The organism is Alistipes sp. Marseille-P5061, from assembly GCF_900290115.1.
Taxonomy (GTDB): Bacteria; Bacteroidota; Bacteroidia; order Bacteroidales; family Rikenellaceae; genus Alistipes; species Alistipes excrementigallinarum.
On the sequence record NZ_LT985749.1, the window covers coordinates 187,620 to 203,134 of the forward strand.

Sequence of the window (15,515 nt, forward strand, 5' to 3'; positions counted from 1 at the left end):
AAACCTCTCGAGATTACTCGAGAGGTTTTTCGTTTTTATCCCGCTCCCGGCTATTGACTCCGGCTTCCGATTCAGGCTATTCTGTTAGCTCCGACTACCGGCCGCAACCGGGTAAGCCCCCTGCAGGGCTGCAAGGGCGTTGAGCCGCAGGGGCGACCAAAAAGGCGGCCCGGCACTGTTGCCGGGCCGCCGCCTCTTTCACACGGGCCTTACCCTACCGCAGCTCGCGGCCCCAGTTGCGCACGGCAGCCGAGCCCCGCATCACCTCGGGTGAGAGCATGCGGCCGCGCAGCTTGTCCGACGAGGCCTGTGCCTCACGACGCCCGAGCTGCATCGCCTCGCAGCGCGCCGCCGGCACCGGCTCCGAAACCGGCGCACGGAGCGACTCGTCGAGCTGGCGCAGCGGGCAGGGAACCATCTCCACCGGCAGCTCCGGCCGCTCGGCATAGGGCCAGAACCAGGGATACTCCGAAATCGGCGTCACCCCTTCGTGGTTCACCTGAATGATTTCGCGCTGAATGGGACCGTAGTTGCCCTCGGCATCGATGGCCACGGCGCACAGCGTCATCGGGACATCCCACGCCAGCGAATAGATGGGACAATAGACATTCTTGTTGCCGTCGTTCTCCATCTTGGCCGCAAGCCGGTAATCGGGATAATCGCTCGTCGAGGTATAATCACCCTGATAGAGCGCCGTCCAGGTCGTCACGGCATTCTCGCTCCGCTCCGTACGGAAGTAGCCCACGGCAACCTCCGAGGAGACACCACCCATGTAGGGGTCGACCTCGGCAACGTCGCCGCCGTCGAAGTACATCTCGAGCCGGTGGGTCACGGTCTCCGACGAAAGCACGTAGGGCGTGGTCTTGAAGGCCTTCACGACGGGTTCCGACTGGAGCTTGCCCTCCTCGTCGCACGCGGCCGCCCAGGTGATGTAGTTCTTGCCGGGAGTGAGGAACGAGAGCCGGTAGGTGAACTCGTTCTTGGCCGTAATCTGGTAGACCACGTCTCGGACCGTAAGCGAGGGCAGCTGCTCGATGAGGCGGGCGATGAGCTCGTCGTAGTAGCGCTGAATCGCCGCGGCATCGGCTCCGTACTCGTTGTAGGTATCCTCGGGCATGATTTCATAGGCATAGCGGACCGACTCCATCGAGGGCTTGTAGGTAGCCTCGGCCTTGAACTGGTGGGGCACCACCTCGATTTCGAAGTCAAGGTCGACGACCGCGCCCGTTGCCGGCGTGCGGAAGTTGCGGCGGAAGAGCCCCGTCGTATTGACGCCCGACTCGTAGCCGAAGGCCAGCACGACCCACTCCGTATCGGGTGCGAGCTCGTAGAAGGTCTGCGTCCGCGTTCCGAACTTGAGTTCCGAGTCGACCGAAGGGCCGAACTTCTGAATCATGGCGTCGATAATCTCCTGGTCGCTCGAGAACTTCGTCAGCTCGTCGGCATAGAAGAGGTTGACCAGGTAGAACTCGTCGTCGTTGTCGGGCGTCGTGGTGACGTCGGCCTGGTCGGGCTTGATGTTCGAGACCTCGATGGCGATGGTCATGTCGGAGGCCTCGACGGCCGGCGTGCGGAACTTCTCGAAGGCGCACCGGTCGGAGATGTTGCCCTCGGCATCGACCACCACGGCATAGGCGTAGTATTCGGTGTCCTGCGTCAAATCCTCGTAGGTATATTCATCGGTTCCCTGCACGCTCATGGCCCGGACGAGCTCCTCAACCGTCATGCCGCCCGACGAAGCGGTATAGGAGGCCACCTGCCTGAAGTACTCGAGCACGGCGCCTTCACCGCCGCCCAGAGCCTCGTAGTCAGCGGCCTCCATCAAATCGGTGCAGTAGAACACCTCGGGTTCGGAGGCCTCCGTGACAACGGTCATGCGCGTATACTCGAGCACCGGGGTCGAGAAGGTGAACCGGACCAGCTCTTCGGGAGCCGGCTGCGTGCGGAACTCGCTGCGGGCAACCGCTCCGTCGGCACGCCCCGTCTCATCCATCCGATAGGCGTAGATGAAGTAGTCGGTATCGGGGTCGAGCTCCTCGAAACGGCCCTCCGTCTGGCCGCACTCCAGCCGCTGGCGGAGCGCCTCCTCGAAGGTGATGCCCTTGCTTGCAGCCTGCTGCTCGACAAGCGCCCGGTCGTCGGCCTTGAGCGTGGCATCGTCGACATAGGACGCCTTCTTGATGTAGTATGCGAAGTAGGTCAGACTCTGGTCGTCGGGCATAATCGAGAATTCGACCGAGTTGGAGGTGGGTTCGGCCACCGCAAAGGTAAAGGAGAGCTCTTTCCACGCGGGGGTTTCGCTCTCATCCGAACTGCAGGAGAAGAGCGTGCTGAACGCCAGCAGGGCGCCCAGAAGCGACAGAAGTTTTTTCATCATTTTTTAAGGTTAGATGGGTTTCGTTCTACAAGATAGGATTTTGCAGCCGTTTCTCCAAATATTTTCTCCTCTTTCGGGCGGACGGATTGATACTTTTTGGAGCCGGAGGCGGACAAAACAGCCCCATCCGGGGACAATCCGGCCTCTTTCCGAAAGCGGGAAGAGGCACGAACCAGAAGGGGGCACAGGAGGGGCCGGAGGGAGAACTGAAACAGGAGGAACCGGAGCAAGTAATGGCCGGGACCGAAGGGCGCCGGAACCGAAAAAAAAGCGACGCCGGAGGGGTCGGAGCAGGGAAGGCAATGTGGCCGGAGGAAAGGCCATGCGGGGAGAGGACGCGGAGGCCGGGAAAGGCGACGCGGAGGGGTCGGAGCAGGGAAGGCGATGTGGCCGGGAAAGGGCGTGGAAAGGCCAGGGCCGGGAAAGGGAAGATGCCGGGGCTGGAGGAAGAGCTATGCGGGGGGCAAAGGCCAGAGAAACGCCGTCTCCATACAGCAAGCGGAGCGGAACCTCCGTCAGGGAAGTTCCGCTCCGCAGGGTGACGCAGGGTCGGCTATTTGAAGAATATCGACGAAATCTCCTTGTAGTTGTGGACGCGCTCAATCACGTCGGCAAAGAGGTCCGCCACCGAGAGCACCGTAAACTTGTGGAGGTCCTTCTCGGGCTTGAGCGGAATGGTGTCGGTGACAATCACCTCCTCCAGCGCGCTGTCGTTGATGCGCTCGTAGGCCGGGCCCGAGAGCACGGGGTGGGTAATGGCCGCACGCACGCTCTTCGCGCCGCGCGCCATGAGCATGTCGGCAGCCATGCAGATGGTGCCCGCCGTATCAATCATGTCGTCGACGATGAGCACGTTGCGCCCCTCGACCTCGCCGATGGCGGTCATCTTGCCCACGACGTTGGCCTTCGCACGCTCCTTGTGCGAGATGATAATCGGTGTACCGAGGTGCTTGGCGTAGGTGTTGGCCCGCTTGGCGCCGCCCATGTCGGGTGCGGCAATCGAGAGGTCCTCGATGTTGAGACTCTTGATATAGGGGACGAAGATGCCGCTGGCGTAGAGCGCGTCGACCGGAACGTCGAAGAAGCCCTGAATCTGGTCGGCGTGGAGGTCCATCGTCATGATGCGGTCCACACCGGCGGCCATGAGCATGTTGGCCACCAGCTTGGCGCCAATCGGCACGCGGGGACGGTCCTTGCGGTCCTGACGCGCCCAGCCGAAGTAGGGCATCACGGCCACCACCTTGTAGGCCGAGGCGCGGCGCGCCGCATCAATCATCATCAGCAACTCCATCAGGTTGTCCGAGGGCGGGAAGGTCGACTGGATGATGAAGACCGTACAGCCACGGATGGATTCGTTGTAGCTCGGCTGGAATTCGCCGTCGCTGAAGCGCAGCACGTCCGATTTGCCGAGGGTCGTGCCATAGCTGGCGACGATTTTTTCGGCAAGATATTCGGAACCCTGCCCTGCGAAAAACTTGATTTTGTGGATTGCCATAGGTATGGAGGGTTTTTGATGTTGCAAATATAGGACAATACGGTGAAAAAAAACACTTTGCCGGTTACCTTTTTTCAACACCGGTGCCCGATTTAGGTCCGCACGGCAGCTTTTTCAGCCCTGAGCCAGACACTCTTCGATGAAATCGAGCAGCTCGTCGCGCCCGGTGCCCCGCTCCGACGAGGTAACAAGCATCGGCGGCAGCTCCTCCCACTGCTCCGCGAGCGTCTGGCGGTAGCGCTCGACGCTTCGCTGCAGCTGCGCCTTCGAGAGCTTGTCGGCCTTCGTGAAGAGAATCCCGAACGGGACGCCGTTCATGCCGAGCATCTCGATGAAGCGCAGGTCGATTTTCTGGGGCTCGAGCCGCGCGTCGACCAGTACGAAGAGGTAGTGCATCTTCTCGCAGCGGAGCACATAGTCGGTGATGAGCTTCGAGAAGCCCTCGCGCTGGCTCTTCGAGGTGCGGGCATAGCCGTAGCCCGGCAGGTCGACCAGATACCACGCGTCGTTGATGCGGAAGTGGTTGATGAGGCGCGTCTTGCCGGGCGTCGCTGAGACCTTGGCCAGGCCGTTGCGGCCCGTGAGCATGTTGATGAGCGACGATTTGCCCACGTTGCTCCGCCCGATGAAGGCGATGTCGCGCAGCGAGTCGGCGGGCACCTGCGAGATGCGCTCGGAGCTGCACTGGAATTCGGCTTTGAGAATCTGCATGCGTCAAAACAATTGAAAGGACAACGGACGGAGCGGCACGCCCCGCAACTGCCGGTTTACTGACCTGCTTATCGGCCGGTCTGCCGTCTCCGGCGGCGGAAAGGCCGGGAGACGGAAGGCGAGAAGGAGGGCTGGAGGCCGGGAGGCCGGGAGGCGGAAGGCACCCCGCCCCACTCCCGTGGCGGCCCGGTGAGGGGTGTTACTTGAGCGGCGAATCGGGTTCGCGCGACATGACCAGATAGAACATGCGGTCGAGGAAGGCCGGGGCGAACTTCTTGACGAAGTGCGTGGCGCGTCCCTCGGCCTCCATCAGGCAGAGACGCTTGCGGTGACGCACGCCCCGGGCGATGATGCGGGCCACCTGTGCGGCGGTCATCATCTTCGACTCGTCGCGCGGCGTCTCGCCCTGCTGCGAACCGTTGGCCGTGAGGGCCGAGAAGCGGACGTTCGAGGCGGTGAAGCCCGGGCAGGCAATCATCACGTGGAGCCCCTTCTTGAGGTTCTCGATGCGCAGCGTCTCGAGGAAGCCCGTCATGGCGTACTTCGAGGCCGAATAGCCCGTACGTCCCGGCAGGCCGTGCAGGCCGGCCACCGACGAGACGCCGACAATCGAGCCGTGCGACGCCTGCAGGTAGGGCAGCGCATACTTGCAGCAGTAGACCGTCCCCCAGAAGTTGACATCCATCAGGCGGTGCAGCACGTCGAGCTCCACGTCGTCGAAGAGCGCCCGCATCGAAATACCCGCATTGCAGAGCAGGATATCCACGCCGCCGAATTCGCGCACGGCCGTGGCGATGAGCTCGCGGCACTCCTCGGGGCGGGTCACGTCGACGGCGCAGCAGGCGGCCTGCCCGCCCTGGGCGCGAATCTCGTCGACGATGTGCTGGAGTTTCTGCAGGCTGCGCGCTCCCAGCACGACACGCCCGCCCTCGGCGGCAAATTCACGCGCCAGCGCCTCGCCGATTCCCGACGATGCGCCCGTCACGACGACGACCTTGTCCTTGAAATACTGTTTCATTATCTCCTGTTTATGTTTTTCGTTCTGTTCCCTGTCCGGCGCGCCGGAGGCTTCGCCCCGCCGCTTCGTACAGCCGTTTACTCCTCCCCAATCTCGACCTGAAGGCCGTCGTAGGCCATGTGCACGCCGCAGGGCAGACGGGGCTCGGTCTCGGCCTGCAGCCCGATGTCGTGCGACATGTGGGTGAGGTAGGCCTCACGCGGCGCCACGCGGCGGATGAGCGCAAGCGCCTCCTCGACGTTGAAGTGCGAATCGTGGGGCGCAAAGCGCAGCGCGTTGACCACCAGCACCTCCACCCCGGCGAGTTTGGCCACTTCGGACTCCTCGATGGTCTTGAAATCGGTCAGGTAGGCCAGCGGCCCGATGCGGTAGCCCGTCACCGTGAAGCGCTCGGAGTGGTGCCCCGCTACGGGGACGACCTCCACGCCCTTGACCTCGAAGGGGTGGTCGAGGTCGATTTCGTGGAGCTCGATTTCGGGCACGCCGCGGTACTTGTCCTGCGCGAAGGCGTAGTCGAAATCCTTGCGCACGACGGCCAGCGTACGCGGCGCGGCATAGATGTCCACGCGATGGATGGCGGCGGGATAGTCCACGAAGTTGAAGGCCCGCACGTCGTCCAGACCGCCGATGTGGTCCTTGTGTTCGTGCGTGAGGAGAATCGCATCAATGTGGCGCACTCCGGTGCGGAGCATCTGGCAGCGGAAGTCGGGTCCCGCGTCGATGACCAGACGCACGCCGCGCGTCTCGACCATGGCCGACGTGCGCAGCCGGTTGTCGCGCGGGTCGGTCGAACGGCAGACGGCGCACCGGCATCCGATGACGGGGACCCCCTGCGAGGTCCCGGTTCCCAGAAAAGTGAGTTTCATGAGGCAAAAATAGGAAAAATCCGCGGAAGCTCCTCCATCTGCGTGCAGGTTTTGCCCTCGGCACGACACGACTTATCGAGGTCCGCCCCTCACCGCGGCTCCGGAGACGTCACGCCCGGTCGGTGCCGGAGACAATACGGTTCTTGTACTCGTCGATGAGCTCCAGCCCCTTGGCGGTGGCGATTCCGCGGAAGAAGGTGCTGATTACCTGAATGAAGGCCTCGCGCTCGGTCATCCCCTCGGGCAGCACCAAATCGCGGCGCTTCACCAGCACCGAGGCGGTATGGTAGAGCATCGTGATGGCCAAATCGAGGTTGAAGTCCGCCACGAAGAATCCGTCGGCTATCCCCTTTTCGAGCATCTCTCGGATGTTGCGCCGGTTCTTCTCGGCCCCTTCATGCAGCACGCGGTCGTGCACCGCAGGATGGAACTTGCGCAGGCTGCTCATGATGCGGTTGGCAGTCTCCGACTGGGCCATCAGCTCGTTGAGTTCGAGGAAAATGGCCTCCAGCACGTCGCGCGCCCCGGCACTCAGACGGGCCCGGCGCTCGTTGCACTCCCCGAAATAGCTCTCGACGGCCAGAAAGAGGAGCGTCTCCTTGTCGCCGAAGAGCTCGTAGAGCGTCCGCTTCGAGATGCCCATCATCTGGGCGATGTCGTCCATGCGCACCGCCTTGATTCCCTGCTTGAGGAATATCTGCATCGCCTGAGCGACGATTTTCTCCTTGTGGAGGTTATGTTCCGGAGCTTTCACGCGGCAAAGATAGCGAAGAAACCCGAAAAACCCAAAAAGTTTTCCATTCCGCCGCCGGTTCTACCGCACGGAAACAGGATTTTCGCCATCGCGGGACCCCGGAATTTCGCCGTCTCGAAAAAAATCCGTATCTTGTAGGTGAGAACCTGAAACCAACCGCCATGAAACGCTTCATCAGCCTGCTGCTTCTGCTGCTGCCCGCCGCAGCAGCAGCACAGCCGCCCGTCGCGCCCGAGCAGGCGCCGGAATCAAAGGCGGCTCCGGCGCCCGCAGAGGCCCTGCGCGCCCCACGACCCGATACCGTCGCACTGCCGATGCACGACCACACGGGGCTGGTCGGCGAGTGCCCCTACCGCCACGCCTTTACCGAGCCGCGCTCGGTCGTTCCCCTTACGCCATGCGGCAACGCCTACGCCAAATGCCGCCGCATGCTCGGCGAGGATAAGCTGCCCGCGGCCGGAGATGTGCACATCGACCAGCTGGTCAACCACTTCACCTACGACTACCCCGCACCCACAGACGGAGCGTCGCTCTCGTTCACGGCCGAGATGGCCCCCTGCCCGTGGAATGCCGAGCACCGGCTCGTCCGCTTCGGCATCCGCCTCCGCGACGCCGCCGACACGACCCTGCTACCGCTCCGTCATGCACGGCTGCGCGTGGAGTTCAACCCCGCACAGGTCGTAGCCTACCGTCTGGTGGGTGACGACCGCATCCTTCCCCAGCCGCGCCACCGCCACAGAAGGCACGATGCGGCGCGACGCGGCGGACGCCTCGAGGCGGGCTACTCGACGACGATTCTCTATGAGATGATTCCCGCCGAAGCCGTGCGCTCGCCGGAGCGGGCCTCGGCCCTTCGGCTCGAGAGCCGCGAAGGGGTTCCCGTCGTACTCATCCCCTCCTCCGAGCTGCTCACGGCACGGGTGCGCTACCACCTTCCGGGGGTCCGCCGCGGCGAGCAGATGACCGCTACGCTCAAGGAGGAGAACCTCGTGGAGCTGACGGGCGACTTCGCCTTTGCGGCCGCCGTGGCGATGTACGGGCAGCTGCTGAGCGACTCGGAGTTCCGCGGCGACTCCACCTGGGACAAGGTGCTCGAACTGGCCGAAAAGGGGCTCGGCAGTGACCCCGACGAAGAGCGCCGCGAGTTCATCGCCCTGGTGCGCATGGCCCAGATGCTCGACAGCCGCCGCTGACCACGCAGCGGGCCGGGAAGCGGACCTGCGGGGGCAGACCGGGCCGAGTCAAACCGAGCCGAACCAAACCAAACCAAACCGAGCCGAGCCGAGCCAATGAATGGGCCTGCGAGCTGAACCGGCGGGCAGGACCGGCGAAGCAGACCGAGCCGGTGTATAGGACCAACGGGCTGAACCGGACCGGGAAGCACGCCTCACAAGCAAAACGGGCGGGCCGCACACAAAAGAGTTAAACCCTGCAAAAAGAGAGGGGCGAGGTTCGACCTCGCCCCTTTTCGTCTCTTTGCCTTCCGTCGGCGGCCTCAACGCTTGCGCAGGTAGACCGTCGCCGTACGCGACGTGTTGTAGATGCGGATGTGGTGGCGCGTCTGCCCGTCGTCGCACACGACGGGGGTCGAGAGGTGCTCGACATCCATCGACTGCCGCTCCGGGCCTCCGAAGCGCTTCTCGTCGGTCGAGAGGATGGGAACATAGCGACCCGGCCCCTGCACCTGCAGCTCGTAGTCGGGAATCGAGGCCGTGGGGTGCCAGTTGAAGACGAAGAGCAGCCGCCCGTGCGAGAAGACCATCGTCTTGTTCTGCTCGTCCATCTGCTGGTTCCAGGCATAGCCGTCGCCCAGCACGTTGTAGCGCTTCACCAGCCGCAGCATCGCCTTGTCGAAGGCCCCCAGCCACGAGTAGCGCAGCAGCCCGTTGCGCGAGAGCGACCACAGCCGCCGCGCATGGGCATAGCTCCAGCCGTTGCCCTCGCGCGGGAAGTCAATCCACTCGGGGTGGCCAAACTCGTTGCCCATGAAGTTCAGGTAGGCCTGACCGCCCGTCGAGATGGTCATCAGCCGAATCATCATGTGGAGTGCCATGCCCCGGTCGATGATGAAGTTCTCCGAGGCGCGGTCCATGTGGAAGTACATCTCCTTGTCCATCAGCCGGAAGGCGATGGTCTTGTCGCCCACGAGCGCCTGGTCGTGCGACTCGGCATAGGCCACGGTCTTCACCTCGGGCAGACGGTTGGTCATCACCGACCACATCTCCCAGATGTTCCACTGCTCGTCGGGGATGTCCTTGAGCAGCTTAATCCAAAAGTCGGGAATCGCCATTCCGAGGCGGTAGTCGAAGCCCACCCCGCCGTCGTCAATGGGGATGCACATGCCCGGCATGCCGCTCACATCCTCGGCGATGGTGACCGCCGTGGGGCGGAAATCGTGGATGAGGCGGTTGGCCAGCGTCAGGTAGCAGAGTGCATCGGTGTTGACCCCGCTGTCGAAGAAGCGCTCGCGGCAGTCGAAGTCGACGTAGCCGTGGTGGTGGTAAATCATCGAAGTGACGCCGTCGAAGCGGTAGCCGTCGAAGTGGAACTCGTCGAGCCAGTACTTGACGTTCGAGAGCAGGAAGTGCTGCACCTCGCGCTTGCCGTAGTCGAAGAGCTTCGAGTCCCAGTAGGGCTGGTAGCCCGCCTCACCCGGCAGCGAATAGAGGTGGTCCGTGCCGTCGAGCTCGTTGATGCCCTCATTGAGGTTCTTGACGTAGTGGGCATGGACCAGGTCCATGATGACGGCCAGTCCCATTTCGTGGGCGCGACGGATGAGCTCCTTGAGCTCCTCGGGGGTACCGCAACGGCTCGTCGGGGCGAAGAAGCTCGAGACGTGGTAGCCGAACGAACCGTAGTAAGGGTGCTCGGCGATGGCCATCAACTGCACGGCGTTGTAGCCGTCGCGCTTGATGATGGGGAGAATCTTCTCGGTGAATTCGCGGTAGGTGCCCACCCCCTCGCGCTCCTGGGCCATCCCCACGTGGGCCTCGTAGATGAGCAGGCTGCCCACCTGCGCGATGTCGAAGCAGTCGCCCTTCCAGTCGAAGGGGCCGGGGTTCCAGAACTGCGCCGTGTAGTCCTTCGTCTTGTCGTCCTGCACCACGCGCGTGGCGTAGGCCGGGATGCGGTCCAGCCAGCCGTTGTCGCCGTGGACGTGGATTTTGTAGAGCGAGCCGTGCGTCAGCCGGTCGCCGTACATGGCCGCCGGCAGGAAGATGCTCCAGACGCCGGCCGCATCCTTGCTCAGCCGCAGCTCGGTGCGCTGCCAGTTGTTGAAGTCGCCGAAGAGGTAGACGTCGTAGGCCCCGGGCAGCCATTCGCGGAACCACCACCCGTCGAGGTCGTCGTCCCACTGCCAGCCGAAATAGCGGTATCCGTTGGCATAGTCGACGATGTTGCCGGCCGAAGCCTCAATATCCTTCATGTGGTTCAGGTAGCGCTCACGGCGGCGGAGAAGCTCCCCTTCGACGGGGGCGAGCCACTCGTCCCGTTCGACCATCGGAAGATGTCGCGACGTTTGTTCCATAGCGTGTCAGTAGCGGTTGATTTATTACAAATATACGAAAAAATCCGATGCCGTCGGCATCCGCCCACTGAAAATCGACACCCCGCCGCCGGCAAAAAGGCCGGGCCCCGCCCGAAGCGTGGCCCGATATTGAAGTTGAGCCCCAAACAGGGCATCGGCGCAAACCGCCGGCCCGGATTGAGTCGATATTCGGGGCCCAAAGGTTGACCGGCGATACAAAAAAACGACAAATCGCAATACCCTGTTTGCCGAATGCCCGATTCATTCCACCCCCGTCGGCTGCACAATTCATCGGCGCGGATATTGCAGGTCGTGGAAAAAATATTATCTTTGTCGGAAAACGTAACCAAAAACCCCTAAATGCAATGTTCAAAAATCAACCCAAAGGCCTGATTGCCGCCGCGCTGGCCAACACCGGCGAACGCTTCGGCTTCTACACGATGATGGCCATCCTGACGCTCTTCCTCATGTCGAAATTCGGCATCGACGGTGAGCAGGCCGGAAAAATCTATTCGTTCTTCTACACCTCGATTTACATCCTCGCTCTGGTGGGCGGACTCATCGCCGACCGCCTGCGCAACTACAAGGGGACGATTATCGCCGGCATCGTGGTCATGACGCTGGGTTACGCCGTGCTGATGGTACCCACCATCACCTCGAAAACGATGGTCATCGGCGCCCTGATGATTATCGCCTTCGGCAACGGCCTCTTCAAGGGCAACCTCCAGGCACTGGTGGGCCAGCTCTACGACAACGAGAAGTACGCCAAGCTGCGCGATACGGGCTTCCAGATTTTCTACATGTTCATCAACATCGGCGCCATGGTCGCCCCCTTTGCGGCCGTGAGCGTCCGCAACTGGTGGCTGCGCACGCAGGGCTACCTCTACAACTCGGACCTTTCGGCCCTCTGCCACCAGTATCTGGGCGGCACGATGGCTCCCGAGGTGGTTGACGGCCGCTTCAGCGAACTGGCCGCCCAGGTGAGCCTCAACGGCGCCCCGACCGACATGGGTGTCTTCGCCGAGAGCTACCTCAACGCCTTCAACACGGGCTTCCACTACGCCTTCGGCGTGGCCATCGTGGCGCTGCTCTTCTCGCTGGTGGTCTTCGTGGTCAACAAGAAGAAGCTGCCCGACCCCAAGGTTGCCGAGAAGAACCGTCCGACCCCCTCGAAGGCCGAAATCCAGCAGGATGCCCGCGAAATCAAGCAGCGTCTCTACGCGCTGTTCGCCGTCTTCGCCATCGTGATTTTCTTCTGGTTCTCGTTCCACCAGAACGGTCTGACGCTGACGCTCTTCGCTCAGGACTACACGCGTCTTGAAATCTTCGGAATGCCCATCACGGCCGAAATCTTCCAGTCGGCCAACCCCTTCTGCGTGGTCTTCCTCACGCCGCTGGTCATCGCCGTCTTCTCGTGGCTGCGCAACCGCGGCAAGGAGCCCTCGACGCCGATGAAGATTGCCATCGGCATGGGCATTGCCGCCTTCGCATACGTGCTGATGGTCCTCGGTTCGCTGGGTCTTCCCAAACTGGCCGAGGTGCAGGCCCAGGGCGGTCTGGCCGTCGCCGACCGCGTCACGCCGTGGCTGCTTGTGGCTACCTACCTGATTCTGACCATCGCCGAGCTCTTCATCTCGCCGCTGGGTCTGTCGTTCGTCTCGAAGGTGGCTCCCCAGAAGCTGCAGGGTCTGATGCAGGGCTGCTGGCTCGGCGCCACGGCCATCGGCAACGGACTGCTCTTCATCGGCCCGATTCTCTACAAGCGCATCTCCATCTCGGCCACGTGGAGCATCTTCGTGATTGTCTGCGCCATCTCGATGATTGCCATGCTGGCCATGGTCAAGTGGCTCGAGCGGGTGACCAAGTAGCCAAGTAGCGGAACACGCACCGCATGCAACGGAAGAGGGGGTGATGCTGAAGCATCACCCCCTCTCTCATATCCGGCTCAACCCGGCACCCGAAGCGGAAAGCGCCCCGCCGCGCGAAGGCCTCAGACGCAGCACACGACGGAACGCGGCAAAATGCGGCGGAAAGCGCCCCGCCGGCCGGATTTGTCCGCCTACTCCTTGAGCGCGCTGCGAACCGCCTCGATGGCCCGCGCATAGTCGGGTTCGTGGGTCACCTCGGGCACATACTCGATGTAGCGAATCCGGTCGTCACGGCCGACCACCACCACGCCGCGCGCCAGCAGCCGCAGCCCCGGAAGGACGAATCCGTACTTCATACCGAAGTCGAGACGCTGATAGTCCGACAGCACCTCGACGCGGTCGATGCCCTCGGCCGCGCAGAAACGCTTCTGCGCAAAGGGAAGGTCGACCGAAATCGCCACGATGGTCACCTCGTCACCCAGCGCCGCCGCCTCGCGGTTGAAGCGGATGTTCTGCAGCGAGCAGACGGGGGTGTCAATGGAGGGGAAGACGCTGTAGACACGCACCTTGCCGTGCAGACGCTCCGACGACACGGGCGCCAGGTCCTGACCCGTCAATACGAAATCGGGGGCCGCATCGCCCACACGCCGCGGCGTACCCTCCAGCTCGAAGGGCTGCCCTGCGAACAAAACTTTTTCTCCCATAACGTTTTACTGTTTAGTTGTTATCCTTGTCCCGCAGCCCGGTGCGGCACACCGCACCGGAGCCGAAGGGCTCTTTTTCGTTCATACACCGTCCGAGCGGCCCGGCGTCCGCATGTCAGCCATCGGAGGCCGCGCCGCGGACCATTCACCGCTGCAAAAGCCGTACCGCCGGCCCGCCCCGGCCACGGCCACAGTCACGGCCACAGTCACGGAGCGGCACGCCCCACCCTATTGCCGGGCCAGCTCCAGCGCCCGTTCGAGCACCTCGTCACGCCCGGCCTGCAACCCTTCTGCCGTCGGCAGCACCTCGACATCGAGGCGCACGCCCACGGTCTGGGGCTGGGTCCCGTCCGGATAGAGGACGCCGATGCCGGAGAAACTGGTTAGCTGACCGGGCAGCGGAATCCAGACAATGGAACCGTTGGCACCCGAGGTCGGCGAGCCGATGGTCTGCGTCTGCGGGCAACTCTGGAACGCCATGGCCTGGAACTCGGGGTTGCTTTGCGTCATCTCGTCGACCAGTAAAATTACCCGTCCTTTGTAGGGCTCGGTGCACCGCTCGGCTCCCTCCTCGAAGCCTTCGTAAAGCCACTGCTCCTGCCGGTAAAAGAGACCGGGCAGGGCCAGCGTCGGATGCACCATTTGCCAGGCAACAACCGACTCGGTGCGCAACGACTGGCCAATCAACGCTATCAGCGCGCCGTCCACTTTCAGCGGGTAGGTGCGCAGGTCGATGATGAGCGCCCGCGTGCGGGGCAGCGCCTGCCCGACCTCGGCGAGGTGCTCGCGGGTGAAGGTCCCGGCATAGATGTACCCCACCGAATCGGCCAGCAGGCGGAAGGGCGGCTGCACGAGTTGTGCCGGGTCGTAAAGGGGGGAGACGCTGCCATAGGGCACCGTTGCCACGCGGAGCGTGTCGCAGGCCCCGGCGCGGCGGCGGACCACCTCGGCGGTATCGCGACGTGTGCAGAGCCCATAATAACGGAGGGCCTGTCGCAGGCTCGCCTCGTTCGACCGCGAGGCATACTCCCGCAGCAGCTCCAGCCGTTCGGAGATAGGCTCCCCGTCGATGGCCAGCACCTCGTCGCCCCGTTTGAGGGCTCTGTCGTCGGAGTGGCTGACGAAGAGGCGCCCTTCGGCCTGGAGCGGCCACACGGGCAGCATCCGCTGTCCGAAAAGCATCTCGATTGGCGCGTAGGCATGGCCGTCGTTAAGCTCGCGAATCAGCCGGAAGTAGAGCCGGGAGAAGCGGACGGGGTCCGTCTCGACCCCCATGCGCGGAATGTAGCTCGTGAGCACCTCCTCCCAGGGGTGCAGTGTCAGCGAACGGTTCGGAGCGTAGTACTCGATGACGTTCCACAGCCGGAAGAGCGTCAGCAGGTTGAGCCCGCTATCCATCTGCTGGGTCGGATAGGACCTCTCGTTGCGCAACGAAAGGTAGTGATAACCCGGTCCATTTTCCATTGTTCCCATGCGGAGATAGTAGTTTTCGCCGCGCTCGGCATAACGCAGGTCCTGCAGCAGATGCGACAGATCACACCCCAACAGGGTTGTATCCCGGGTCCACGCCAGGTCGACGGTCGATACCAGTTCGAGCGGTGCTAGGCTTTGTTCGTAATCGACCCGGTTGGGGGTGTAAGCTCCCAGCGAGCGTACCCAGTCGAGCAGGTGCCGGTTGCGGGTATCCCGGTCGGCATGCACGACCTTCGGCAGCAAGGCAAAGAGGGCGCTGTCGACATCGACGCGGCACAGCGTGTCACAAAAGACCGGATGGTGGTACTTGGCATAGCCCCAGACGCGGCAGAGCGTCTCAAGGTTGCCGGGCACGCGGGGGTCACTCAGGTCGTCGGAGGTCATCGAAAACCCCGAAGAGGCATTCGCCATCTGCTGGGCCTGCACCGGCAGGGCAGCGAGCATCCAAAGGCTGCACAGAAGGAGCAAAAAACGAAGGTTTCTCTTCATGGTCGGAAAATTTGGCTCCCCGAAGGGCACGTTTCAGGTAACAAGATAGTGTTTTTTTCCGACAAACCTCCCGCACCGGCAGAATTCCGCCGGACCAGACCGAACAACGGCGCCCTCCATACCCCGAAAAGGGGATGGAGAGCGCCGCATGAGACCGAAAATCGGCAACCTGCGCCGCATCAAAAACGGGACAGCCGCTCGCGGCGGGAGGCAGCACTCCCCCCCCAGCGC

At 63.0% G+C, this 15,515-nt stretch carries 11 protein-coding genes; 2 read left to right on the forward strand and 9 right to left on the reverse strand.

Features of this window, described 5'->3' with window-relative positions; genetic code table 11:
* Positions 1–214 precede the first annotated feature (214 nt).
* The 6 genes from C8267_RS04715 to C8267_RS04740 form a co-directional block, all read right to left on the reverse strand.
* Entirely contained in the window at positions 215–2,374 is a 2,160-nt protein-coding gene (locus tag C8267_RS04715; RefSeq protein WP_106633865.1) for a hypothetical protein, read from the reverse strand.
* Positions 2,375–2,930: 556 nt separating this feature from the next.
* Positions 2,931–3,872: a ribose-phosphate diphosphokinase gene (locus tag C8267_RS04720; protein WP_087361398.1), complete on the reverse strand. Its 942-nt coding sequence runs from the start codon at positions 3,870–3,872 to the stop codon at positions 2,931–2,933.
* Positions 3,873–3,986: 114 nt separating this feature from the next.
* Entirely contained in the window at positions 3,987–4,583 is a 597-nt protein-coding gene (yihA, locus tag C8267_RS04725) for a ribosome biogenesis GTP-binding protein YihA/YsxC (protein ID WP_087361400.1), read from the reverse strand.
* Between the two features lie 199 nt (positions 4,584–4,782).
* The gene (locus C8267_RS04730; protein ID WP_087361402.1) at positions 4,783–5,601 is read right to left on the reverse strand and encodes an SDR family oxidoreductase; all 819 of its coding nucleotides are present in this window, start codon (positions 5,599–5,601) and stop codon (positions 4,783–4,785) included.
* 77 nt (positions 5,602–5,678) lie between these two features.
* Positions 5,679–6,467, reverse strand: coding sequence for an MBL fold metallo-hydrolase (locus C8267_RS04735; protein ID WP_106633866.1), 789 nt, complete (start codon positions 6,465–6,467; stop codon positions 5,679–5,681).
* Positions 6,468–6,576: 109 nt separating this feature from the next.
* A complete protein-coding gene (locus C8267_RS04740; RefSeq protein ID WP_234025693.1) occupies positions 6,577–7,221 on the reverse strand; it encodes a TetR/AcrR family transcriptional regulator in 645 nt (214 codons plus the stop codon).
* Positions 7,222–7,382: 161 nt separating this feature from the next.
* Here C8267_RS04740 and C8267_RS04745 point away from each other — a divergent pair, with 161 nt between their 5' ends.
* A complete protein-coding gene (locus C8267_RS04745) occupies positions 7,383–8,414 on the forward strand; it encodes a YfbK domain-containing protein (protein ID WP_106633868.1) in 1,032 nt (343 codons plus the stop codon).
* A 302-nt stretch (positions 8,415–8,716) separates the two neighbouring features.
* Here C8267_RS04745 and C8267_RS04750 read toward each other — a convergent pair whose 3' ends face one another.
* Positions 8,717–10,750: an alpha-amylase family glycosyl hydrolase gene (locus C8267_RS04750; protein ID WP_106633869.1), complete on the reverse strand. Its 2,034-nt coding sequence runs from the start codon at positions 10,748–10,750 to the stop codon at positions 8,717–8,719.
* 365 nt (positions 10,751–11,115) lie between these two features.
* On the opposite strand from C8267_RS04750, the gene C8267_RS04755 reads away from it, so the two are divergent.
* Positions 11,116–12,618, forward strand: a complete 1,503-nt coding sequence (locus C8267_RS04755; RefSeq protein WP_087361410.1) for a peptide MFS transporter — start codon at positions 11,116–11,118, stop codon at positions 12,616–12,618.
* A 191-nt stretch (positions 12,619–12,809) separates the two neighbouring features.
* On the opposite strand, the gene tpx is transcribed toward C8267_RS04755, so the two are convergent.
* Positions 12,810–13,322: a thiol peroxidase gene (gene tpx, locus C8267_RS04760; RefSeq protein ID WP_106633870.1), complete on the reverse strand. Its 513-nt coding sequence runs from the start codon at positions 13,320–13,322 to the stop codon at positions 12,810–12,812.
* A 228-nt stretch (positions 13,323–13,550) separates the two neighbouring features.
* Positions 13,551–15,284 carry a S41 family peptidase gene (locus C8267_RS04765; protein ID WP_106633871.1) on the reverse strand — a complete coding sequence of 578 codons (1,734 nt, stop codon included), beginning with the start codon at positions 15,282–15,284 and terminating at the stop codon, positions 13,551–13,553.
* Positions 15,285–15,515: the final 231 nt, after the last annotated feature.

Excerpts from the sequence above, each read along its gene's own strand:
- C8267_RS04715 (WP_106633865.1), bottom strand. The coding sequence starts at position 2,374 with ATGAAAAAACTTCTGTCGCTTCTGGGCGCCCTGCTGGCGTTCAGCACG.
- C8267_RS04720 (WP_087361398.1), bottom strand. The coding sequence starts at position 3,872 with ATGGCAATCCACAAAATCAAGTTTTTCGCAGGGCAGGGTTCCGAATAT.
- yihA (WP_087361400.1), bottom strand. The coding sequence starts at position 4,583 with ATGCAGATTCTCAAAGCCGAATTCCAGTGCAGCTCCGAGCGCATCTCG.
- C8267_RS04730 (WP_087361402.1), bottom strand. The coding sequence starts at position 5,601 with ATGAAACAGTATTTCAAGGACAAGGTCGTCGTCGTGACGGGCGCATCG.
- C8267_RS04735 (WP_106633866.1), bottom strand. The coding sequence starts at position 6,467 with ATGAAACTCACTTTTCTGGGAACCGGGACCTCGCAGGGGGTCCCCGTC.
- C8267_RS04745 (WP_106633868.1), top strand. The coding sequence starts at position 7,383 with ATGAAACGCTTCATCAGCCTGCTGCTTCTGCTGCTGCCCGCCGCAGCA.
- C8267_RS04750 (WP_106633869.1), bottom strand. The coding sequence starts at position 10,750 with ATGGAACAAACGTCGCGACATCTTCCGATGGTCGAACGGGACGAGTGG.
- C8267_RS04755 (WP_087361410.1), top strand. The coding sequence starts at position 11,116 with ATGTTCAAAAATCAACCCAAAGGCCTGATTGCCGCCGCGCTGGCCAAC.
- tpx (WP_106633870.1), bottom strand. The coding sequence starts at position 13,322 with ATGGGAGAAAAAGTTTTGTTCGCAGGGCAGCCCTTCGAGCTGGAGGGT.
- C8267_RS04765 (WP_106633871.1), bottom strand. The coding sequence starts at position 15,284 with ATGAAGAGAAACCTTCGTTTTTTGCTCCTTCTGTGCAGCCTTTGGATG.